General features: G+C 36.6%; 22 protein-coding genes, 1 pseudogene and 1 riboswitch. Of the genes and pseudogenes, 16 read left to right on the top strand and 7 right to left on the bottom strand.

The genetic code is table 11. The annotated features are described in order from the left end of the window. Positions 1 to 52: 52 nt before the first annotated feature. The 5 genes from CBF29_RS10465 to CBF29_RS10445 all read right to left on the bottom strand — a co-directional run bounded on the left by CBF29_RS10465 (position 53) and on the right by CBF29_RS10445 (position 5,814). A complete protein-coding gene (locus CBF29_RS10465) occupies positions 53 to 886 on the bottom strand; it encodes an undecaprenyl-diphosphate phosphatase (RefSeq protein ID WP_126809677.1) in 834 nt (277 codons plus the stop codon). Positions 887 to 1,160: 274 nt separating this feature from the next. Continuing rightward, on the bottom strand, positions 1,161 to 1,901 hold the full coding sequence (locus CBF29_RS10460) for an amino acid ABC transporter ATP-binding protein (RefSeq protein ID WP_126809676.1): 741 nt from the start codon (positions 1,899 to 1,901) through the stop codon (positions 1,161 to 1,163). A gap of 11 nt (positions 1,902 to 1,912) precedes the next feature. Further along, positions 1,913 to 3,508 carry an ABC transporter permease subunit gene (locus tag CBF29_RS10455; protein WP_126809675.1) on the bottom strand — a complete coding sequence of 532 codons (1,596 nt, stop codon included), beginning with the start codon at positions 3,506 to 3,508 and terminating at the stop codon, positions 1,913 to 1,915. Positions 3,509 to 3,590: 82 nt separating this feature from the next. After that, a riboswitch (Lysine riboswitch) is annotated at positions 3,591 to 3,766 on the bottom strand. Positions 3,767 to 4,024: 258 nt separating this feature from the next. Then, positions 4,025 to 4,327 (bottom strand): hypothetical protein, encoded by a 303-nt coding sequence (locus tag CBF29_RS10450; RefSeq protein ID WP_126809674.1) that lies wholly within the window; start codon positions 4,325 to 4,327, stop codon positions 4,025 to 4,027. A 137-nt stretch (positions 4,328 to 4,464) separates the two neighbouring features. After that, complete coding sequence (locus tag CBF29_RS10445; RefSeq protein WP_245987357.1) at positions 4,465 to 5,814, bottom strand: FAD-dependent oxidoreductase; 1,350 nt, start codon at positions 5,812 to 5,814, stop codon at positions 4,465 to 4,467. Positions 5,815 to 5,995: 181 nt separating this feature from the next. Between CBF29_RS10445 and CBF29_RS10435 the strand changes: the two genes are divergently transcribed. The 3 genes from CBF29_RS10435 to CBF29_RS10425 are packed head-to-tail and all read left to right on the top strand — an operon-like array spanning position 5,996 to position 7,958. After that, complete coding sequence (locus CBF29_RS10435) at positions 5,996 to 6,901, top strand: DMT family transporter (protein ID WP_126809671.1); 906 nt, start codon at positions 5,996 to 5,998, stop codon at positions 6,899 to 6,901. Between the two features lie 49 nt (positions 6,902 to 6,950). Continuing rightward, the gene (locus tag CBF29_RS10430; RefSeq protein ID WP_126809670.1) at positions 6,951 to 7,661 is read left to right on the top strand and encodes an NAD-dependent protein deacylase; all 711 of its coding nucleotides are present in this window, start codon (positions 6,951 to 6,953) and stop codon (positions 7,659 to 7,661) included. A 12-nt stretch (positions 7,662 to 7,673) separates the two neighbouring features. Next, positions 7,674 to 7,958, top strand: a complete 285-nt coding sequence (locus CBF29_RS10425) for a chorismate mutase (RefSeq protein WP_126809669.1) — start codon at positions 7,674 to 7,676, stop codon at positions 7,956 to 7,958. A 777-nt stretch (positions 7,959 to 8,735) separates the two neighbouring features. On the opposite strand, the gene CBF29_RS14340 is transcribed toward CBF29_RS10425, so the two are convergent. Continuing rightward, positions 8,736 to 8,837 carry an IS3 family transposase gene (locus CBF29_RS14340; RefSeq protein ID WP_170170049.1) on the bottom strand — a complete coding sequence of 34 codons (102 nt, stop codon included), beginning with the start codon at positions 8,835 to 8,837 and terminating at the stop codon, positions 8,736 to 8,738. Between the two features lie 98 nt (positions 8,838 to 8,935). After that, a pseudogene (locus CBF29_RS14180) lies at positions 8,936 to 9,358 on the bottom strand (IS3 family transposase); the annotation flags it as partial. 697 nt (positions 9,359 to 10,055) lie between these two features. Here CBF29_RS14180 and frlD (CBF29_RS10410) point away from each other — a divergent pair. The 13 genes from frlD (CBF29_RS10410) (at position 10,056) to CBF29_RS10350 (ending at position 22,033) form a co-directional block, all read left to right on the top strand. Beyond that, positions 10,056 to 10,865: a fructoselysine 6-kinase gene (frlD, locus tag CBF29_RS10410; RefSeq protein ID WP_126809666.1), complete on the top strand. Its 810-nt coding sequence runs from the start codon at positions 10,056 to 10,058 to the stop codon at positions 10,863 to 10,865. A 16-nt stretch (positions 10,866 to 10,881) separates the two neighbouring features. Then, on the top strand, positions 10,882 to 11,697 hold the full coding sequence (gene frlC, locus CBF29_RS10405) for a fructoselysine 3-epimerase (RefSeq protein WP_126809665.1): 816 nt from the start codon (positions 10,882 to 10,884) through the stop codon (positions 11,695 to 11,697). A gap of 203 nt (positions 11,698 to 11,900) precedes the next feature. Further along, positions 11,901 to 12,599 (top strand): amidohydrolase family protein, encoded by a 699-nt coding sequence (locus tag CBF29_RS10400; protein ID WP_245987356.1) that lies wholly within the window; start codon positions 11,901 to 11,903, stop codon positions 12,597 to 12,599. Continuing rightward, positions 12,580 to 13,026 carry a secondary thiamine-phosphate synthase enzyme YjbQ gene (locus CBF29_RS10395; RefSeq protein WP_245987354.1) on the top strand — a complete coding sequence of 149 codons (447 nt, stop codon included), beginning with the start codon at positions 12,580 to 12,582 and terminating at the stop codon, positions 13,024 to 13,026. The genes CBF29_RS10400 and CBF29_RS10395 overlap by 20 nt, the downstream gene beginning before the upstream one ends. Positions 13,027 to 13,044: 18 nt before the next feature. Further along, complete coding sequence (locus CBF29_RS10390; protein ID WP_126809663.1) at positions 13,045 to 14,415, top strand: amino acid permease; 1,371 nt, start codon at positions 13,045 to 13,047, stop codon at positions 14,413 to 14,415. Positions 14,416 to 14,473: 58 nt separating this feature from the next. After that, positions 14,474 to 15,184, top strand: a complete 711-nt coding sequence (locus CBF29_RS10385; RefSeq protein ID WP_126809662.1) for a GntR family transcriptional regulator — start codon at positions 14,474 to 14,476, stop codon at positions 15,182 to 15,184. A gap of 29 nt (positions 15,185 to 15,213) precedes the next feature. Further along, the gene (gene frlD, locus CBF29_RS10380) at positions 15,214 to 16,008 is read left to right on the top strand and encodes a fructoselysine 6-kinase (RefSeq protein WP_126809661.1); all 795 of its coding nucleotides are present in this window, start codon (positions 15,214 to 15,216) and stop codon (positions 16,006 to 16,008) included. 6 nt (positions 16,009 to 16,014) lie between these two features. Next, positions 16,015 to 16,761, top strand: a complete 747-nt coding sequence (locus CBF29_RS10375; RefSeq protein ID WP_126809660.1) for a GntR family transcriptional regulator — start codon at positions 16,015 to 16,017, stop codon at positions 16,759 to 16,761. Positions 16,762 to 16,784: 23 nt separating this feature from the next. Beyond that, positions 16,785 to 17,846: an SIS domain-containing protein gene (locus tag CBF29_RS10370; RefSeq protein ID WP_126809659.1), complete on the top strand. Its 1,062-nt coding sequence runs from the start codon at positions 16,785 to 16,787 to the stop codon at positions 17,844 to 17,846. A 32-nt stretch (positions 17,847 to 17,878) separates the two neighbouring features. Further along, positions 17,879 to 18,715 (top strand): BtpA/SgcQ family protein, encoded by an 837-nt coding sequence (locus tag CBF29_RS10365; RefSeq protein WP_126809658.1) that lies wholly within the window; start codon positions 17,879 to 17,881, stop codon positions 18,713 to 18,715. Between the two features lie 10 nt (positions 18,716 to 18,725). Beyond that, positions 18,726 to 19,511, top strand: coding sequence for an HAD-IIB family hydrolase (locus CBF29_RS10360; protein ID WP_126809657.1), 786 nt, complete (start codon positions 18,726 to 18,728; stop codon positions 19,509 to 19,511). Between the two features lie 22 nt (positions 19,512 to 19,533). After that, positions 19,534 to 21,087 carry an FGGY-family carbohydrate kinase gene (locus CBF29_RS10355; protein ID WP_126809656.1) on the top strand — a complete coding sequence of 518 codons (1,554 nt, stop codon included), beginning with the start codon at positions 19,534 to 19,536 and terminating at the stop codon, positions 21,085 to 21,087. 100 nt (positions 21,088 to 21,187) lie between these two features. Then, entirely contained in the window at positions 21,188 to 22,033 is an 846-nt protein-coding gene (locus CBF29_RS10350; protein ID WP_126809655.1) for a sugar phosphate isomerase/epimerase family protein, read from the top strand. Positions 22,034 to 22,630 lie beyond the last annotated feature (597 nt).

The raw sequence follows: 22,630 nt of genomic DNA, 5'->3' as shown, positions 1-22,630 counted from the left end.
AATGGGATAAAAAAACTCTCTGTTCTTCAAAAGGAACAGAGAGTTTTTGTCTTTACATAAATAATCCCCAGTAGCCGATTAAAACAACACCTAAAATAATCCGGTACCAGCCGAAAGGTTTGAAGTCGTTGGTCTTGATAAAGTTCATCAAAAACTTGATAGCTATGATAGAAACGATAAAAGCCACTAAAGAGCCCACGAGCAGGAAGATTAATTCACCTTCTATAAAATTTCCTCCCGCTTTAAAAAATTTGAGGAGCTTGTAACCACTGGCTCCAAACATCACAGGGATACTGAGGAAAAATGAAAATTCCGCCGCGATGTATCTGGAGGTACCAATGAGAAGTGCCCCGATGATGGTTGCTCCTGAACGGGAAGTCCCGGGCATCAATGACAACACTTGGAATAATCCGATGATGATCGCCGTTTGATACGTAAACGACGTAAAATCTGTGATTTTTGGTTCACGATTTTTATTGAAGTTTTCCACAATTATGAACAAAACACCGTATAAAATCAACATGATTGCAATCGGCAAAAATTTATGGAAATGTTCTTCAAACCAGTCGTCATAAAGTAGTCCCAAAACACCGGCAGGTATACACCCGACGATTACTTTAAACCATAAGTCCCAAGTATCTTTTTTCTCTGTTGTTGTTTTTTTAGGAGAAAAAGGGTTCAGCTTGTGGAAATAGAGGATGACTACAGCGAGGATGGCCCCCAACTGGACAACCACGTTAAACATCTCTATAAATTCCGGGCGGGCATCTAATTGCATAAATTCCTGTACTAAAATTAAGTGTCCGGTGCTGCTGATAGGCAGCCACTCGGTAATACCTTCGACTACCCCTAGAATAATCGCTTTGATTAGTTCATACCAATTCATATTAAAATCCTTTCAGTTACTGACATTAAAAAACTTTATGCCCATTAGTATACTCATTTTTCGCAAAAAAACAAATTGAATTTGAAAGTTTAAAGAGAACTTAAAATTCAGGCATCCTTACTTGAAAACGAATAGTTTCTCAGTTATCCACAGAAAGTTGTTAACAATCCCATGATTTTGTGAATAACTGCTAAGAATGCAGGAATAAAAGCTTAAAAAATGTGGATAGCTTTCCACAAAGTTATCCACATTATCCACAAAGTGGGCATAAGTATTAATGTTGTTCTAAAATTCGTTTTAAAAATTCCTTCGTTCGCAGTTCTTTTGGATGGTTAAAAATTTCCTCAGGAGTATTTTCTTCTGCAATCACTCCTTGATCCATAAAGACGACACGATCGGAGACATCTTTGGCAAAACCCATTTCATGGGTGACGACAACCATCGTCAAGCCTTCTGCTGCCAGTTCACGAATCGTCTTTAAAACTTCTCCGACCATTTCAGGGTCCAAGGCAGAGGTTGGCTCGTCAAAGAGTAGGCAGTCGGGATTCATTGAAAGGGCCCGTGCGATGGCGACCCGCTGTTTTTGTCCGCCTGAAAGTTGCTTAGGGCTGGCATTTTGAAATTCTCCCATCCCTACCTTACACAGATTGTCCATTGCGATTTTCTCCGCTTCTTTTTGTGAGCGTTTCAAGACTTGGACCTGACCTATTACACAGTTTTGCAGGGCATTCTTATTTTCAAATAAATTGAATTGTTGAAAAACCATTCCCAGATGGGTTCGTAATTGAGAGAGTGAATACTCATCTGACAGAATACTGTCTCCTTTAAACAAAATATCCCCGCTAGTAGGTTCTTCCAGCATGTTGATGCAACGCAGAAGTGTGGACTTGCCCGATCCCGAGGACCCGATAATCGTCACGACTTCTCCTCTGTGAATAGTTAAATTTACACCTTTTAAAATATGGTTCTTACCGAAATCTTTATGCAAATCTTTAATTTCAATCATTTTTTCCATCAGAATCCCTCCTAGTCTATGGTTTCAGGCTTTTGAACTTGCATTTGATTTCCATAAGGCTCGTAATGCCCGGGACCATCAAGTTTTTTCTCAATACGCCGTAAGATTTGGGTCACCGCAAAAGTCATGACAAAGTAAATGACACAGACTACCGAGAAGGTTTCAAAAAATCTGAAGTTTGCTCCTGAAACTGTTTTTGCTTGGAAAAATAATTCCGAGACTGCAATGACATTTAAAACAGAGGTGTCTTTGATATTAATGACAAATTCGTTGCCGGTCGCTGGTAAAATATTGCGGATAACTTGCGGGACGACAATATGCCGCATCGTTTGATAATGTGTCATACCGATTGCTTGGGCGGCTTCAAATTGCCCTTTGTCCACAGCAAAAATCCCGCCACGGACGATTTCAGTCATGTAGGCCCCTGTATTGATCGAGACAATAATGATGGCTGCAATCGTACGATTGATATTGATACCGAATGCTTGTGCCGCACCGTAGTAAATGACCATTGATTGCACGATCATCGGTGTTCCCCGGAAGACTTCAATATAAATAGAAAATAAAGTATTTAAAAAGTTGAATAGGCCTCTTTTACCCGCCTTTTTTGGTGTGGGGATCGTTCTGAACATTCCGATAGCCATCCCGATGGCAGTGCCCAAAACTGTTCCGATAAGTGAGATAAGCAGAGTCATTCCGGCACCTCGTAGAAACATGACCCCATTTTCCTCTACAATTTTTTTAACCCAAAAGAAGAATCCTCCGGTCGCATCGTCTTCGGCTCCTGGTTGCTGTTCAATCGCCGTAGCCATGATTTCTTCACGCTGTTCTCTGGAAATATTGCCTAAAACTTCATTGATCGGCTCGGTCAGAGGGCTCCCTTTTCTTAAACCGATGGCGACGGTTGAGTCAGCTTCTGATAGTTCAAAGCCTTTTCCTTCATCAAATTGTACCATGACAAAATTCGGATTGATTTTTCTGGCAGTAAGTCCTTCGACATTTTCTGAAACGTAGCCGTCGATGACTCCTGATTCCAGTGCTACACGCATGGCTGGAAAATCATCCATGGCAAGTTCTTTTTGCACACCGGGAATTTGGTCGATGGCATCATAATGAAGAGTCCCCAGCTGGCCAGTGATTTTCGCACCTTCAAAATCCGCTAAGGATCTGGCTTCTTCAAAGGGAGAGCCTTTTTTTACCATCATGACCAGTTCTGCGTGGTGATAGGCCTCGGAAAAATCAATCGCTTTTTTACGTTCTTCTGTGGGAGACATCCCAGCGATGATAGCATCTATTTTTCCAGAAGTCAGTGCGGGAGCCAAACCGTCCCAAGATATTTTGACGATAACTAGTTTTTTTCCTAGCCCCTCAGCGACTTTCCTAGCAATTTCAACATCATAGCCGCCAGCATACTCTTTTTGCCCGTCGATAGGTACGGCACCGTTTTTGTCGGTTTGCTGAGTCCAGTTAAAAGGGGGATATCCTGCTTCCATTCCTACTCTAAAAAGATCTTCATCGTTAGTTTCTGCTGTTGCTTCGCTGTTGCCCCAAGTCAAGGCAGGAAAAATCAGCAAAAAAGCAAACAGCCACGTCATCCATTTTTTCATTTGTTTCCTCCTATAAATATAGTTGATAAAAAAGACCTCGTGGATATCACGAGGTCTTGGATTGCACAGATTTTCCGCCGCTGACGAAAATAGCGCAACTTAGTCTTCACAGACTAAGACAGTCCAGCAGTTGTTCGCTACTGTCCCAACACTTACCAGAGAGGCTGGCAAGCATTTCGGCGACTTTCCCTCCACTTGGTGTCATGGTTTCCTCAAACTCGACCAAACTTCTTGATTATCGCGACCTCTACCTCATCATGAGGCAATTTAATTGTTTCTATAATAGCTTAGAAAATTGCCTGCGTCAAGTTCAGGTGTAAATAATAATCGGTAAAAGTTCGGATGGTTTAAAAACAATACAATTTGTGAAATAAAGAGATTGGATTATGTGCCCATGGAGTTGTGGGGGATTGCGGATCTATAATTTATTGAACTGAAGAATCGCATAAATCGAAATCATTAAAAACAAGCTCAAACAAAAAAAGACCCTGTCGGAAGTTTCCGGCAGGGTTAGTTTTAAGAGTGTGCGACTTGCGGTTTCTTGACACGTCCCAAGATTGCTTGAATCACTGACAGTCCACCGTTGGCAATCATTAGTGCTCTGATAGCAGAGCTGTATAATGTGATGTCGAAGTCCCAAGTCTTATAGACGACTAGAATAATTGCTAAAAAGACAATCACTAGAAGGTTGAAGAAGGCAAAAGCCCATAGGTTACCATTTTCTTTTCTTGCAAGGTAAAATATTGAGAATCCAATACTAAGGATGACCCAGGCAAGACTGACAAAAATGCTGAACCAATAAATAAAAAATGCCACCATGTTTCTTTCCCCATTTCATTTTTATCTTGGACAATCATACCATTTTAATGGAAAAAAGTCATGCAATATTTGTTATTTTTAACCTGCTAAGAAAAAACCGAGGCACAGTTCGCCTCGGTCGTTAGGGTGTATTAAACTTATCTTTCTTGTTGAAGTGCTTTTAGACCTGCCATGTTTAATAAGTTCCAAGGTGTGTCAAATTCCGGCTGGAAGAAGAAATCAGCGTAAGCTAATTCTTCAATGGTGAATTTTGTTTGTATTGCAATAGATATGGCATTGATATTTGCCGTCAAATCTTGTTTTGATAGGATTTGAGCACCTAAAATTTCCAGCGTTTTCGGATCATAAACTAATTTAAACATGACTCGCTCCTTCATTTCTTCAGGAATGAAGTCCATTAAAGTGTCTTGGTCTAGCAGGACCGATTTGATGTCGATGTTTAGTTTTTCTGCCATCTGATCATTTAGTCCTGTTGAAGCAAATTTATAATCAAAAACTCTTAAAGCTGACGATCCCTGAACGCCAGGGAATGGTGCCACAGGTTCGGTTAAGTTTTTGACAGCATAGCGGCCTTGACGTCTTGCATTTGTGGCAAGAGAAATATTGACTTCCGTTTTTCCAGGATTGTACTGGATGAGTGTAGCATCTCCAATAGCAAAAACATCTGGTTGGCTAGTCTGCATATAATGGTCCGTTTTGATCATGCCATTAGGCAGCAAGTCCACAGCCCCTTTGAGCCATGCGGTGTTAGGACGGATGCCAGCGGACATGACAACTAAATCGGCTGGGTATTCTGCTTTATCAGTAATGACAGAAGCAACTTTTCCTTCACCGGTAAAACTTGTCACGGATTCCTTCATTGCCAAATGGACACCTTTGTCTTCCATTTCTTTTTCAAGCACATCGGTGAAACTTTTATCCAAGTAAACACCCAGAGGACGAGGGATAATATCGATGACTGTCACATGTTTGCCTGCCATGGCGAAAGCTTCAGCTGCTTCGATGCCGATATACCCGGCACCAATGACAACGACATTTTCGATGGCCGGATCTACGGACAGCAATCTTAAATCGATAGTGTCTTGACGACCGCGCATAGTTTTGATGTTGTCTAAATCATTTCCCGGAACAGGAAGGATAAACGGATCAGCCCCCGGACTTAAAATAATTTTATCATAGGACTCTACTCGTTCTTCACCAGTCAAATGATCAAGCACACGAACTTGATGTTTGTCGGCTTCCAGTTTAGTAATTTCTTGGTTTGTGAAAACGTGGACCCCACGTCTTTCCATCTCTTCAGCAGTCATATAACGTATAGAATTAACGTCTTTAACTACTCCCTCGAGATACATTTGAGTCCCTCAACCCATAAATGAGATGAAGTCGCCTTTTTCATACCACTGAATTTCAGCTTCTGGATGAGTCAACAGTAATTCTTCGACAGCTTCATAGCCGCCGTGTGAAGAACCTAAAACGATGACTTTCATAAAAACTACCTCCTATATTTATTTTTATACATACCCATTATAACGAATAACTGCTCAAATAAGCAAAGATAAGCTTGCCTTGTTACTTTAAAAAAGTAGTTTGAGAAATAAAACGCCATTGACGATTACAAAAAACTACGGTACTTTATGTAAGGATAACAATTGAAAGGTTGGGATGTTTATGTGGTTTATACCTGCGATGATTTCAGTTTTGGCTTGGGGGACCGCCGATCTGTTTTATAAAAAAGGAAATGACCCTTCGGAAAAGCACAGTGCTTTGCGGACGGTGATGATGGTAGGCGGAGTCATGGGGCTTCACGCCATAGGGTATATGATTTTTAAAGGTGTGAGCTTTGACTGGATTAACTTAGTTAAGTATCTGCCGGTGTCATTTATGTATATTTTATCTATGACTATTGGGTATGTGGGTCTGCGTTATATCGAATTGTCCATCGCCTCGCCAATCAGCAACTCGTCAGGGGCGGTTTCGGCCTTGCTGTCATTTTTTCTGTTAGGAAGCTCTATGAAAAAAATTCAATTTTTAGCAGTAGCGATGATTTCTGCAGGGATTTTTTTGTTGTCATATTATGAGAAACAAGAATCAGATCGTCAATTAGCCAAAGAAGGGGCAGTGATAGATAAAAAATATCGGAAAAGTGCTGTGGCGATTATTTTCCCGATTTTATATTGTCTCATTGATGGTCTAGGGACATTTCTAGATGGCTATTATTTAGAAACAAAGAAAATCATGTCTGAAGATCAAGCGTTGATTGCGTATGAATTGACCTTTTTATTCGTTGCAATAATTTGCTGGTTATACATACGGGTAATCAAAAAGGAGTCTGTAGTTTTATATCGGGAGAAGAACCGTTTGTTTGCAGCTTGTTTTGAAACTTTAGGACAATTTTTTTATGTGGGAGCAATTGCCAGCAATGCGATCGTGGTGGCTCCGCTAATATCTTCTTATAGTATTGTGTCAGTGATTTGGTCCAGGATTATTTTAAAGGAAAAACTGGCGATGAAACAATATCTGGTGATTGCCATGATTATGGCGGCCATTGCTATCCTTGGATTTTACGACGGCTGATCAATCAAGAGAAAGCCTTCTTATGATATACTGTCTTTAGGTGATAAAAATGAAAAATGAAACAGAAAAAGCATTACAGTTGATAAAAGAGAGTGAGCAACTAGTATTTATGACTGGCGCAGGTGTTTCTGTCCCTTCTGGTATTCCTGATTACCGTTCGCTAGACGGTGTCTATAGTGGTATTGATCAGCCAGAGTATCTGCTGAGCCATACGTGCTTGGATAAAGAGCCTGATAAATTTTATCAATTCACGAAGTTATTGTATCATCCGCAAGCACAGCCTAATGTGATTCATCGAAAAATGGCAGAATTGGAAAAAGTAAAAAAAGATTGTACTGTAATTACGCAAAATATCGATCAGCTTCATGATAAAGCCGGCAGTCAAAATGTACTGCATTTCCATGGCAGTTTATATGATGTGTATTGTCGTAACTGCCGACAGGAAGTGTCAGCAGAAGACTACTTGAAATCTGACAGACACGAAGGCTGCGGCGGGCAACTGCGGCCGAATGTGGTTCTATATGAAGAAATGCTGGATGAAACAATTATTGCCCAGTCTGTCGAAAAAATCTTAGGGGCAGATACGATTGTGATCGTAGGGACCAGTCTTAGAGTCTATCCTTTTGCCGGCTTGATCCAGTATAAGAATTCTAACAGTCATGTAATTTTAGTCAACAAGGAAGCAGTACTGATGACTGGCAACGATGTTCAAGTATTAGGAGATGCGGCAGATTTTTTTGAAAAAGTAGTCATTGAGTAGGGAGTCGGGAAAATGGAGAACTTGGAAGTACAAAGAGAGAAAATTGATGTCATAGACCGGCAAATCGTGAGTTTGTTGGAAGAACGTTTAAAAGTTGTAGAAGAAGTCGCTCGGATAAAAAAGGAACAGAATATCGCAGTCCTCGATACCGCAAGAGAGCAAAAAGTTTTAGAAAAAGTTGCGCAGTATGTTGAGGAGCCTAAGTACCGCAAAATCATTCAGGATACCTATCAATCCTTGATGGATATTTCTAAAGCGTATCAAAAGGACAAGATAGAGGATAAAAAATGTAAATGAGCTAATTTCATAATTCCAAAGCCTTATTGACGTTATACAATAACCAACATTTATTGGCATAGAAATTTTAATGATATTTGGTATAAAAGAACCGTATATGCATAGGAAACTGAGCCATAAGAATGGGACAGTATCAAAAAATCATTTCTATTGGGTTATAAATTTCCGATATTCTATCGGAGATTTGTAGCATGATTTTTGTTAAATTCGAGCTTCATTATAATATTTAATGTAACCTATCACGGTTTGAATTACAATAGATGTAGGTTCTCGATTGAATGAATGTAGGTTGATGGGAAGAACTCAACCATTTTAACCACGAGGTTAAGAACCCGTGTTTAACGATAGAAAAATCTTCATTAATACCCCCACAGTTGGGACAATGAGTGGGCGTATAGCTAAGAGTGGCAAAATAAAGCAGGCTGGTAAGCCCCTTTATATCAACCTCCTGACAAAATTCTTTTTCAAAAGTGATATTTCCATCTTCTAAATTTAATGAGGTTCGGATACAATGATGATGAGACATATGAATCTTCCTTTCTGAATGGGTGATGGCAACTTTATTCTAACTGGAAAATTCATATGTTTCTATTTTTTTATAACAAAATAGGTATGAATGAATTTCTTCATCCACACCAAAAATTATACAATCGATTTTTTTCGGAGTAGAGAAATCTGCTCCGTTTTTTTATTTCATAAAGTCATTTTTAATTGATAAGCCACCAGACTTAATCCTCTTAACTTTATTTTGATTCTATCATGATTATAGTAATGGACTCAACTCTCAATGGCACTTTTCAACTCTTCAAAACTGTGAAATATCCTACCATAATACATTTCTTGTTTAACTTGTTTAAATAGACCAAAGAAATTTTCCATAAGTGAATTATCTAGACAATGTCCCTCTCGGGACATACTTTGAAAGATGTTATGTTTTTTTAGAACTGTGAGTATTGAGCCATTTGATATGCCCAGCCTTAATCCGAATGAAACGTTCTTCTAAAGGGACAGTCATTCGTTTTCTCAATTGCTTCTAATTGGATTGATTTAATGGATACAGCACTAGGACTATGTGAAATTGAGTAAGAGATAATCTCACTATTAAATATGTCTAAATATGGATCTAAATACAGTTTTTTGATGACCAAGATGCCATTGGCATCTTTTTTATAATACTTGAATTCTGTTGTATCAGTTGAAATTTTTTGATGAGCGATCGATGTATAAAATTTTCTATATATCCGATTTTCGGCTATTCGTCCAACGCTTCCTCTATAAGAGTTATACTTACGGTATTTTTTCGTAAATTTAATGACTGTTAAACCTAATTTTTTCATTATCCTAAAGACTTTCTTATGATTAATACACAAACCCCTATTTCGCAACACCAAAGTAATCCGACGATAATCGTATCATTCATTATTTGAATAGAAAATGGTTTAATATCATTTTCCAGTGCTTCATCAGGATTTTCTCTGGCCAACCGCTTAAATTTTCAAGATGTATGCAAAGATGAAACAGGGTATAAGCTTGTAAAATGAGAGGATTCCTACATTTATAAAATCTGTAAAGTAGTTTATAGGTCGTTAGTTTAGTGAATAATTTATAACTATTTAGGTATGGAAATCAAACAACTTATCCAGCTATGACCCAGTGAATAAAAGTGAATTATAATTCGAATCGATAGAAAACACTCCTACAATCACTTCTCTATTTTACTGATGATGTTTTCGGTTATTTATTTAACTTCGATTGATTCAATCATTTATAAATGTATAATAGTGTGTATTTTGTTTTATAAAGTTAAATGACATTTTTTTAAAATTTCCAAAACAATGTGGTACAAAAAAAAATCTACATATCTGTGTTTTTTATTTTGTGTTAGTGTTATTTCGTTTAAGGGTGATAACAAACGCGAGGAATCGCTTTCAAAGTTTGGTAACAGAGTAAAATATGCAAATTTTCGGTTTTTATCCGCTATATAAATTTATTCTGGTATAAAAAAATACGAACATATATAAAAAAATATTGATTATAATAGATTTGAGTGATATACTCGATTTAGAGAAATGAAAACGCTGTAAAGGGGAGAGGCTTATGAAAGCAGCAATGATTGGAGACAATTGTATTGATTTTTATCGAAAAATTGATGGAGAGGAGGTTAATAGGATGTATCCAACAGGAAATGTTGTTGATACAGGGGTAAATCTAAAAAAGCTCGGAATTGATTGTTCGATTATCAGTACAACTGGGAATGATGACAACGGAAGGTGGATGGTAGAAACATTAAAAAATGAAAATTTAGATTTAAGTCATTTTAAGGTTGGAAATGGTGCCACGGCAATAACTTACATGGAGTTAGATGGAAAAGAAAGAGTTCACGGCGATTATATTGAAGGAGTCATGAGAAACATTAAGTTTGATGAAAAAGATATTTTTTTTGCTGCATCACACGATTTAATTCATACTGCTTTATGGGGCATGGCCGAAGATGTTTTACCTGAAATCAAGGCTTTGACATCGGGTGTTATCAGTTTTGATTACGCAGATCGTATAGATCATCCTTTAGTTGAATCAACGTTACCTTATGTGGATATAGGATTTTTCTCATATGCTGGGAAACGTGATAATGTCATTGAAAGCTATTTAAAAGATAAAGTTGATCGTGGCATGAAAATTGCCGTTGCTACGTTTGGTGAAAAGGGAAGTTTGGCTTATGATGGAGTAAAATTTTATGAATTTGGTATTTATCCAGTTGAAAAGATAGAGAATACTGTTGGAGCAGGTGATAGTTTTATTGCGGGATTTTTGTTTGGGTATCTAAACAAATATACTATCAAAGATTGCTTGGATAAAGGGGCGAAAATTGCTTCCGAAGTTATTCAAGTTTTTGAACCATGGAAATAAAGGAGGCTCTTAATTGATGAAAATAGGAATGTTTACTTCAGGATATCAGCGAAATCCAATTGAACATTGTTTCGCTGATGCGAAAGAGTACGGCTACGATTTTATTGAGTTATGGGGAGGGAGGCCGCATGCTTTTGCACCAGATTTAAAAAATGGAGATATCAATCTAATAAAAAAATTGATAGATAAATTTGAAATGCCGGTTTTAGGCTATACTCCTGAACACAATGCTTATCCCTATAACTACATGATTGGACCTGAGAACCAAAGAAAAGACGCAGTTGAATATTTGAAAATTTGTTTAGATATGGCTAAAGAAATGGGAGCTCAGTATATGTTAACGAGCCCGGCTAATGGCGGATATTTAGCTAAGTATGATGAGCTTTGGCCTAGGCTGTTTGAAACTATCAGAGAATTAGGTGAGCATGCCAGTAAGGTGGGGGTAAAATTAGTTGTTGAGCCGCTTACCCCATATGAATCTAATTTTTTTACTAGAGCTAATGATCTTGCCTATTTATTTGCTGAAATTGATAACCCATATGTTGTTGGTATGTGTGATGTAGTTCCCCCGTTTGTTCAACATGAAAGTATTATGGGTTACTTTGATATTTTGGGAGACAAAATGGACCATATGCATATTATAGATGGCGACCAGGGAACAGATAGTCATATTGTTCCAGGAGAAGGTTCAATTCCTCTTAAAGAATTAATGTATGAATTGAAAAGAATTAACTATGATAAAACGATAACATTAGAGTTAGTTTTAGGATATTTGAATGAGCCACGTTTTTACGCTAAGAGAGCAATAGATAATTTTAAAAAACTACTTTGAAGTAGGAGGTGATTTGAATTTTAATTGATGTTGATGTCCATCCAGATTTTTATGAACCAATTAATACCGATGAACTAGTTGAGCAATTAAGACATGATGAAGTTAATATTCATCTAAACGGGACTGCTTCACTTAATCATGTTGAGAATCAGATGAGGTTAGCTGGAATAGAGAAAATGTTTTTGTTAGGGAGAGATTACTCCATGGAGCATGGCTACCCTCTTGTTTCTAATGATGACATAAAGAAATTAGTTGATATGAAACCAAATAGATTTATAGGATTTGCTAGTGTCGATCCTTATGTAGAAAACTCAGCAGAAAAATTAAAATTTGCCTTTGAGACTTTAGGACTAAGTGGTCTTGCTCTGTATCCTTCAAGACAACATTTTTATCCTGGTGATAAAAAAATGGATATTTTATATGATGTTTGTGAAATGAACAATAGACCGATAATTTTCCATTCAGGTTTATCATGGGAACCTAATACTTTATCAAAATTTGGACACCCTTTGGAATTTGAAGAACTCGCAAACAAACGACCTAATCTTAGGATTTGCTTAACTCAATTTGGGTGGCCATGGCTTAGAGAAACAGCAATGATTTTGGTTAAACATCGTAATGTTTTCACGAGTATGGGGTCTTTATATTTTGATAATGCTAAAGAGTTTTTTTCCCAGTGTTTTACTAAAGAAATACCAGTTACGTGGATTGATAGAAGTTTAAGACACCAAGTAATGTTCGGCTCTGGCAACCCAAGGTTTGAACAAATTCGAATGGCTGAAGCATTGAATAGCTTAGGGTTTCGTGAGAGCACATTAGAGTTGATAAAATGGAGAAATGCCGAAAATTTTCTAAACGGTCTAGAGGAAGAAAGTCTAAGAGGTGAACATTTTGTATATTGAGATGATAAACCTTAATACGAGGAAGTATAATCAGTATGTTATGTTAACGGATGATATAGAAAATATTGTAAGGCAATCAAATATTAAAACGGGAATAGTAACGGTTCTAACGAAACATACGACAACAGGTATAGCTGTTAATGAGGCATTGGAATGTTTAATTAGTGATTTAGATAACACTCTCACACGGTTAGTTCCAGAAGATGGTCAATATAGCCATGCCAGAATGTTACATGACTATGGATCGACGGCCGGTAATCCAACTGGACATTTGAAAGCCCATCTAACTGGAAATCATTGTCATTTCCCCATTGTTGACGGGAATCTTTTGAAAGGGAAGGCTCAAGATGTTTTCTTTTGTGAGTTTGATGGTCCTTCCCAACGTTCGATTATTGTAATAGTTGAAGGTGAGAAACAAAGTGTGTAAAAAAGAAAGGGGTTTATCATGGAACTTAAAGAAGAAGTAAAAATTCAAGAAGATATTCCCACGTTAAAAAGAAAACTTGGGTTAGGAACGGTTATCGCACTTGGCGTTGGGACGACGATTGGTTCGGGAATATTTTCTTCGCTTTCCGAAGTTGCCGGTGCTGCTGGCAGTAGTTTAATATTGGTCTTATCTTTTTTAATTGGTGGTCTGGTGCAAATCCCAGCAAATTTTTGTTATGCTGAGTTGGCATCTGCCTATCCAGAAAACGGTGGGCAGTATGTTTATTTTAGAGAAGCGGGTTCTAGACCATTAGCCTTTTTGACTGGTTGGATTAGTTTTTGGGCAACCGATCCTCCATCAATTTCTATTATGGCATTAGCGATAGCCAATTATCTGGGCTTTTTCATTCCACTCAGTGGCTTGACCTTAAAATTTGTTTCCGTTGTTTTTGTTTTGATTTTTATGTTTTTACATATGCGTTCGGTTGAAGGTGGAGGCTTCTTTCAAAATGTGATTACCGTTTTAAAAATTCTTCCTTTTATTTTGATTATTGGTATTGGCCTATTTAATCTTCAAGGAGATTTGTTGTTGTCAGCAAAACCAATGTTAGGTGCATCCACTGGTTTAATGGCACTGATTGCAGGAATTTCAGCTACAACTTGGTCTTTTGATGGCATGGCAGCACCTGCATATATGTCAGGTGAAATTAAAAACCCAGAAAAAAACATGCCGAAAGGTTTAATTTTAACAGCATTCATAGTTTTGGGCATTTACGTAGGCTTGACTTTCGTAGCTTCAGGGATTTTATCTGTAGATGAATTAGCCTCGTCATCTGCTCCTATAGCATTACTGGCATCAAAAATCCCAGTGATAGGTAGTTTTGCGGGGACTTTTGTAGCAGTAACGGCGGTAATTGTTATTATAGGTTCTTTGTCTAGTTGCATAATGTTTCAACCACGAATTGAATATGCTATGGCGAAAGATGGTTTATTTTTCAAATCATTTGGGAAAGTTCATCCAAAGTATGAAACACCTTACTTCTCAATAATCGTTCAGTGTTTGTACGCTATTGTATTAATTTTTGCAACAAACATATCAGATTTATTAGGGTATTTCACTCTGGTCGCATTGTTGAAAAACTTTTTGACTTTTGGAACTATTTTTGTATTGAGAAGGAAAAAAGAAGGATACAATCCTTCGTATGTCACTCCATTTGGTTACGCTATGCCTGTTATTGCCATGTTTATGACGGGAACATTGATTTATTCAACATTCTTATGGGCTCCAGCTGCAGGTTTGATTGCTGCTATAGCTGCTGTAGTTACAGGCTTACCAGCATACTATTTCTGGAATAGGAAAAAAGGAGACAAATATTCGGCAAACAGTTAAACTGGTCATATGAGAGATTTTTCTCTCATATGTCTATTTTTGAAAGGATGCCGTTATTGTGGAAAAAAAAGTAAGACCGTTAGATGTAGCATTAGAGTCCATTCAGTATTATATATTAGAAAATAAAATGAGACCGGGAGAGAGACTGCCTAGCGAGAGAGAGTTATCTGATGCTTTTGGAGTTAACCGGACGACTTTACGTAGTGCTTTACAAAGGCTCATTAAGCAAGGGAAAATTAAAAAAAGTAAAAACACTGGGTATTTTATTGCACCTAAAAAAATTATCCGAGATGTTCAAGATATTTATTCGACCTCACAATTTTTTGCGGGGACTGATTATGATTTTCAAACAAAAATCTATAGTAATGAAGTAATAATGGCGAACAAAATTCTTTCCAAAGAGTTGAAGCTTCCGCTCGGAACTGACGTATGTGCTTTGAAGAGAATTAGATTCCTGGAAGACCAACCTATCATGCTTGAAACTTCATATATTCCAAATAGTTTATTTAAAGAAATTGAACACCGAGATTTCGAGAATGAATCGTTATATACAGTGTTAAGTGAAATTGGATATTCTGTTGAAAGAGGATTTGAAACAATACAAGTTGGATTGGCACAAAAGCAGGAACGTAATATCTTAAAAGTTGAGGAATGTGATGAAATATTTATTATTCGTGGGACAGCTATTTCTGAAGATGACACTCCTCTAGAGTACTTTAATTCGATAATTAGGGGAGATATTGTAGCTTTTGTGACAGAGCTAACCTAATAAAAATGAAAGAATACGAGGTGAGAGTTTTGAAATTAGCGGCGATTGGTAGTAATTGTGTAGATTTTTATGTGAACATAAATGGGGGGGAAGCCTTCCCGGGTGGTGGCCCAGTTAATATGGCTGTTTATACTGCAAGACTAGGAGAATCCTCTTCCTATATAGGTCCTGTTGGAAATGATAAAAATGGGGAAATTATTCTTAATTCTTTAGAAAAAGAAAAAGTTGATATTAGTCATGTGAGAATTGAGGAAGGAAATACTGCTGTGACAGAAGTGAGTTTGGAGAATGGAGAAAGAATTTTTGGGGATTATCATGAAGGAGTCATGATAGATTATTCATTGTCGGATGCAGATATAGATTTTATTGCTACTCATGATTTCGTAGTCGCTGATTTTTGGGGAAGGGCGGAGCAATATTTGCCAATATTGCACAAAAGAGGAATCAAGATAGCATTTGATTGTGCGAACAGACTAAATGATGATATATGTACTGCTGTTATTCCTTATGTGGATTATCTGTTCTTTTCCAGCGACTTTGGAGATAATGAAAACTTACGTGATCAAATGAGAAAGATTCATCATAAAGGCTCTGGGATAGTTATTGCTATGTTGGGGGAAAAAGGTAGTTTGAGTTATGATGGTAGCAAATTTATTAAGTTTGGAATAATACCGTGTGATAATGTGGTGGATACCATGGGAGCAGGAGATAGTTATATTGCAGGCTTTTTATGCGGTATTGATAAATATGGTAATATTTCTTTGGCAATGGAAAATGGTGCTAAAACAGCTACGAAAACAATTTCATATTTTGGGGCATGGTGAAATAATATGGCGGATAATATCAAAGTTAGAACAGAGAAAATCGACTATGCTTCACCACTGTATCTGCAGGTGAGATCTTTAGTGCAAACTAAAATTGAAAATAAAGAGTATTTGCCAGGAACAGCTATCCCATCGGATAATGAATTTGCCAAAGCATTAGGAGTGAATAGACTCACAATTAATGCCGCACTCGAGGGTTTAGTAAGCGAAGGAGTTTTGAGAAGAGTTCAGGGGAAAGGCTCGTTTGTTGTTGGGGAAAAAATATCGAGAGATTTAGAAAGACTTCAAGGATTTACTCAAACTATGGACGGTCGTAACATCGACTTTTCAGTGAAAGTATTAAAAAAACATAAAAGAAGAGCAGGTAAATTTTATGGGTTAATCTTTGATATGGATCCAGAAAAATATCTTTATTATATTGAACGGTTGTGTTATATCGGGGAAGAAGTTCTTTCAGTTGAAGAAATTTTTGTTTTGGATGAGCTTGTCCCCAAATTAGAAGGGATAGATTTATCAGTCTTTTCACTTTTCGAAATTTATGGATTTTACGGGATAGAATTGAAGGAAGCAGAGCAAACTCTTGAAATAGTACGACTAGATAAAAGAGAAGCTAAATTGTTGAAAATGGAAGAAAATGAATCAGTTTTAATGGTTGAATGTAAGACATATGATACAAATGAACAACTTATTGAATTTTCGAGAAATTTTACTCGAAGTGATTATTGTGATTATACGGTGCATTTTAAAAGATAATATTGGAAAGTTGAGGGATTACTATGTATAAGGCCGAACTTTGGAAAGAAGAAAATCAACCGAGTTTAAGAAACTTTGATGAGAGAGAACTTATAGATAGCGTTAATGAAGGCTTAGGTTTAAGAGGCAAAATAGAAAAAATTGTTGATCAAATTTGGAAAGATGGTTTTGATGGAATTTACTTTATCGGAATTGGAGGTACGTATGCCTCTAGCATGCAAGTAGAAGTCCATACTAGAGGGAAATCAAATCTACCAATATTTGTTGAAAATGCTGCACAGTTCTTAACGACAGGAAATAAAAGGTTTACAAAAAATTCTGTGTGTATTCTGTCATCTGTTTCGGGAAATACTGAAGAAATAGTAAGATTGGTAGAACGAGTTAATGAGATTGGAGGAACTATTTTTAGTTTTATTGATACTCCAAATACTGTTTTGACTCAAGAAGGTAGGTATGATTATTTAATTGTTTCTCCTAAGAATGAACAATTAAAATTTTTTATGGTAGCAAATTACTTGATGTATAAAAATGGAGATTTTCCAAATTACAACAAATATAATGAAGAGATGGAAAAACATCTTGCTGTCGCGTTGGTTGAAGTAGAAAAAGCTGCAGATGCTTGGGCATGTGATTTTGCGTTGAAAAAAACAACAAATTTTCACGAAAGGCCAGATTTACCACATTATTTTATAGGCTCGGGCAATCAATGGGGAGCTACTTATTCTTACGCTATGTGCTATTGGGAAGAACAAATGTGGATTAGAACTAAATCAATTACATGTGAAGAGTTTTTCCATGGGATGCAGGAAATTGTTGAGTGGGATACGCCGGTTACGTTGTTTATCGGTGAGGATGAGCAACGCTCGTTGGGAGAAAGGGTTGCCCGTTTTTTACCAAAAGTGTGTGGAAATTACACTATTATTGATACAAAAGAATTTAAATTAGAAGGAATCAGTCAAGAAAATAGAGGAACTATTTCTCATTTAGTCATGCGTGCTGTGAATAATAGAGTAGATGCGTATATGGAACACTTTTTGCGTCATCCATTATCTATTCGACGTTATTATCGCCAGTTTGATTATTAGATATAATATTATATTTTGTGGAGGTTTTATCAATGTTATGGATAGATGATATGTTTAAAAAAAAGAAGCCTATAATATCTATGCTTCATTTAGACGCTTTACCGGGGGATCCACGTTTTAAATTTCACCACTCTGTGAAGGAAATTGTGAAACATGCACGAAAAGATTTACACGCACTTCAGGATGGGGGAGTAGATGGTATCATTTTCAGTAATGAGTTTAGTCTTCCTTATCAAAGGAAAATGAGTTTTGTAACACCATCGTGTATGGCTAGAGTTATTGGAGAACTTATGAAGGAAATTAAAGTTCCATTTGGTGTTGATTGCATTTCAGATGGACAAGCTACAATAGAATTAGCAGCTGCGGTAAATGCAGATTTTGTTAGAGGGACATTTTCAGGTGTCTATGTTGGAGATGGTGGCTTTTATAACAACGATTTCTCTGAGCTATTACGTCGTAAAGCAGCACTATATTTAGATGACTTAAAAATGTTGTATTTTATTAATCCTGAGTCTGATCAAAATATGGATTCTAGAAGTCTTTCTGAGATTGCTCAATCTACAATTTTTAAAGCCCATCCTGATGGTCTATGTATTTCTGCTAATGCAGCAGGACAAGATGTGGATGATGAGCTTATTTTGGAAGTGAAACAAAGTGCACCAGAGGTAGTGGTAATTTGTAATACTGGTTGTAGACCAGAAACTATTGCAAAAAAACTGAAAACTGCTGATGCGGCGATTGTGGGAACGTTTTTCAAGGAAAATGGATTTTTGGAAAATGAGAGGTTAGAGAATGTTAGAGTGGATCAAAAACGAGTGGAAGAATTTATGGAAGTTGTTTATGATTTTAGAAAAAATTTACGAGAATAGAGGGATATAAGTGCAGCGTTATCTCTTCGCTTTTGATTTGGATGGTACACTTTGCCACGACAATGGTTTTTTGACGGATTTAACTAGAAACAACTTAACCAAATTAAAATTACAGGGTCATTTGATTTGTTTTGTGACGGGAAGAAGGGATATAGATTTACTCCCGCTGACTAAAGACCTTTACCTTACGGACTACCTTATTACAAATAATGGAGGAAAAATATTTGATTGTCACAAAAGAGTGACATTAAAAAATAATTTGATTCCAGAGTTTGTTAGCAAAAAAATTATTGAGTTTTGTTTAAAGCATGATTATTTTATTTATGTTTTGAAAGATAACTTTTGGGCCGTCAATTATCTTACGGAAAATGTAAAGGAATACAAAAGTTATCTAGGAGCTGAACCGAATATATTTAGGTCTTTAGAAGATTTAGAGCCGTTGTCAGAAATCGAGGGTTTCACAACTACTATCGCCAGTGACAAGATTTTGAATTTTATCACTGGTAATAGATTGGAAGCTAGTTTTGTTATGTCTGACGAAAATGTTATGGATATCATGGCTCTAGGGGTTTCCAAAGAGCAGAGTTTACTTGAATTGAAACAGTTGCTTTTGGGAGAATATGTAACAGTGGCGGTGGGCAATTACTCCAATGATATAAAAATGATAGAAACCGCTGATATAGGAGTGGCTGTGAATAATGCATTGGATGCGGTAAAAGAAAAAGCGGACTTTATTACAAACAGATCAAATAATGAAGATATGATTTTAGACATAATAAACTTTTTAAGTTTATAAAATTTTGAGGAGGAACGATTAAATGAAGACCTATTTCATGGGGATTGATACAGGAACCAACTCTAGTAAAGGAGTTATCATTGATGAGGAGTGTAATATTGTGGCTACTCACCAGACAGAACACTTTATGGAAAATCCTCTTCCTGGTTTTTATGAGCATGATGCAGACAAGGATTGGTGGGGAGATTTTTGTATAATAAGTAACAATTTACTGAAAAAATCAGGTGTTTCGGCTCATCAAATAAAAGCGGTCGGAGCCAGTGCCTTGGGTGCCGATTGCTTGCCGGTTGATGAAAATTGTAAACCGTTAAGGAAAGCAATACTCTATGGAATTGATTCAAGAGCAACGGATGAGATTGAAGAGTTAACAGAACTTTATGGAGAAGAACAAATAAAAAAATGGTATGGGAGAGAGCTTTGTTCCAGTGACGTTATGCCTAAAATTCTTTGGGTAAAAAATAAAGAACCAGATGTTTATCGGAAAACATTTAAGTTTTTAACAGGTTCCAGTTTTATAACTGCGAAATTGACGGGAAATTATGTTGTTGATAGATTTTTGGGACTTGCCAGCTTTAATCCTTTATATAATCCAAGAACATGGGAACCCGTTCCTGAATTGTGTGAATATGTCTGTCGCCCCAGTCAGCTAGCCACGATTAAAGAAGCGACTGATATTGCCGGATATGTGACTGAAGAGGCTTCTGAAGAGACAGGTTTAGCAGTCGGGACACCTGTTATTACAGGTACAGATGATTCAGGTGCAGAAGCAATTAGTGCTGGGGTTGTTGCAGCTGGGAAAATGATGATTCAATTTGGTTCTTCAATCTATATGATTTTAGGAACTAACGAGCTGGTTGATGATGATCGTCTGTGGCGTGAGGAGTTTATTGTTCCAGGATTGTGTGATATATCAGCTGGAACTAACGCTGCTGGTAGTCTAACAAAATGGTACCGGGATACTATTTTTAATGATTTCGTAATTAATGAGACACAAACAGGGAATAATGCTTATGAAAACATGATGGTTAATTTAGACGATATACCTCCAGGTTCCAACGGTTTGATAACTTTACCATATTTTGCCGGAGAAAGGACCCCAATTAATGATCCTCTTGCTAGGGGATTAGTTATCGGATTGGATTTATCTCATACAAGAGACCATCTTTACAAAAGTGCGTTGGAAGGAGTGGGCTATTCTATAAACCAACAGATTAAATTAATGGAAAGTCACGAAGAGGTTTTTATTGACAAAATTTATGCTGTTGGTGGTGGGGCACAAAATAATAAATGGTTGCAAATTGTGGCGGATATTATTGGAAAAGACATATATACCCCTAAGGAAACCGTTGGGGCATGCTATGGTGATGCTATGATGGCGGCGCTAGGGGTTAAATATCCAGGTTTTGAATCTTTTGATGACTTAACTCGGTATATTAAATCAGGTGAAAAGTATGCCCCTAATGAGGATAATTTCGAAAAATATCAATGTTATCAAGGATTATATGATAGTTTATATGACAAAAACAAAGAAGTTATGCACCATTTAAGCAGTTTACATAATGATACACATGAATGAGGAAGATGAATTAGACTTGAGGATATTTTGATTAATTATGAATGATACAAACAATTGATTTATAAATAGATTATGAAATTTCAAATTAGGGAGGAGAGCCATGAAAAATCTTGTGATGGATCAATTAGCTGCTATGAGTGTGCAGTATTCAAAATTTTCGTTTGATTATTTTATTAATTCTATGGAAGAGTGTGGAATTAAGAATGTTGAGCTATGGGCAGGTGTACCACATTATTGGCGAGAAAATTATTTGTCTTCAAGTGATGCAATAAAAAAAATAAGAGAATATCGTAGACGGCTAGAGGATAAAGGTATGAAGGTAATAATGTATACACCAGAAACATTAGTATATCCTTTTAATCCAGCAGCTAAAAACATTAATACGCGAAACCGAACAATTGATTTATTTAAGATGGCCGTCGAGGATGCCTTAGAATTTGGAACGAATCAGGTGTTTTGCAATTCTGGAAGTGGATTGTATGATGAAGAACGTGAGTATGCTTGGGAAAGAATGGTTGATACATTTCAACAAGTTACTTCATACGCTAAAAAAATGGGTGTCGATTTAAATATTGAGCAATTGCAAAGATATGAATCTAATTTAGTTTGTACAGCGCATGATATCCGTCGTGTCATTAAAGAAGTCGATGCGAGTAATATGTATTGCTGTTTAGATGTTGTTGCAATGGCAGAAGCTGGAGAGAGTATTGATGGTTTTTATGAGATAATAGGAAAAGAAAGTATTCAACATGTGCATTTTAGTGATAGAAATCATGAAATACCTGGAGATCGTGATTTACCCTTGAAAGAGTATTTAGAATATCTTGATGAATTGAATTATTCAGGTTATATTTCATTAGAAGTTAATGATATTATTTATTTAGAAAAACCTCATGAAGCATTTTATAAATCCACACGCAAGATGAACGAATTATTAGAAAAGTGACTGTTTTATGTGAATATTGTAGCATTTAAAAAAGATAACAAAATTATTGAATGAACTCGTTTTTATAAAGAAATGATAAAGAGTAGGTATTTTGAACCCCTCGTCAAATGATATGAATGACTAGAATTTAGTCGAATTTAAATAACAAACATGGACAACTTCGCTTAAATAAGTGGGGTTGTCTTTTTGAACCATAGGTTTAAAACTGACAAGAATGTGATGCTTGAAATGCCCAAAGCTACTATTGGTCCTGAATTTTGACATAGGACCAGTCAACAATTCTAAGCCTTTTTTTGATATGATGAGACAAAGCATATCATTCTTTCTGTGTGGAGTTGCCGTGACTTAATATTATCAGAAAGGTGATATGTATTTGTTTTCGTATTAATCAATGAAAAAAGGCAGACAAATCATCTTTTGATTCACCAGTCCATTAAATTATAGAGCTCTAAAATGGGGTGGATTTTAAATAATGCCTGCTGATTACTATATCTTCGTTGATTTAACAGTATCTGTTATATTTTTTTGGTATAATAAGTGCAGGACTTTTCTCGGCAGGTGGCCGAATCCCTTGCACTTTTATTCATTATGGAGGCA

Source organism: Vagococcus elongatus, assembly GCF_003987645.1.
Taxonomy (GTDB): domain Bacteria; phylum Bacillota; class Bacilli; order Lactobacillales; family Vagococcaceae; genus Vagococcus_A; species Vagococcus_A elongatus.
The sequence above is the reverse complement of the archived record's forward strand: the minus strand, read 5'-3'. Positions and strand labels throughout refer to the sequence as shown.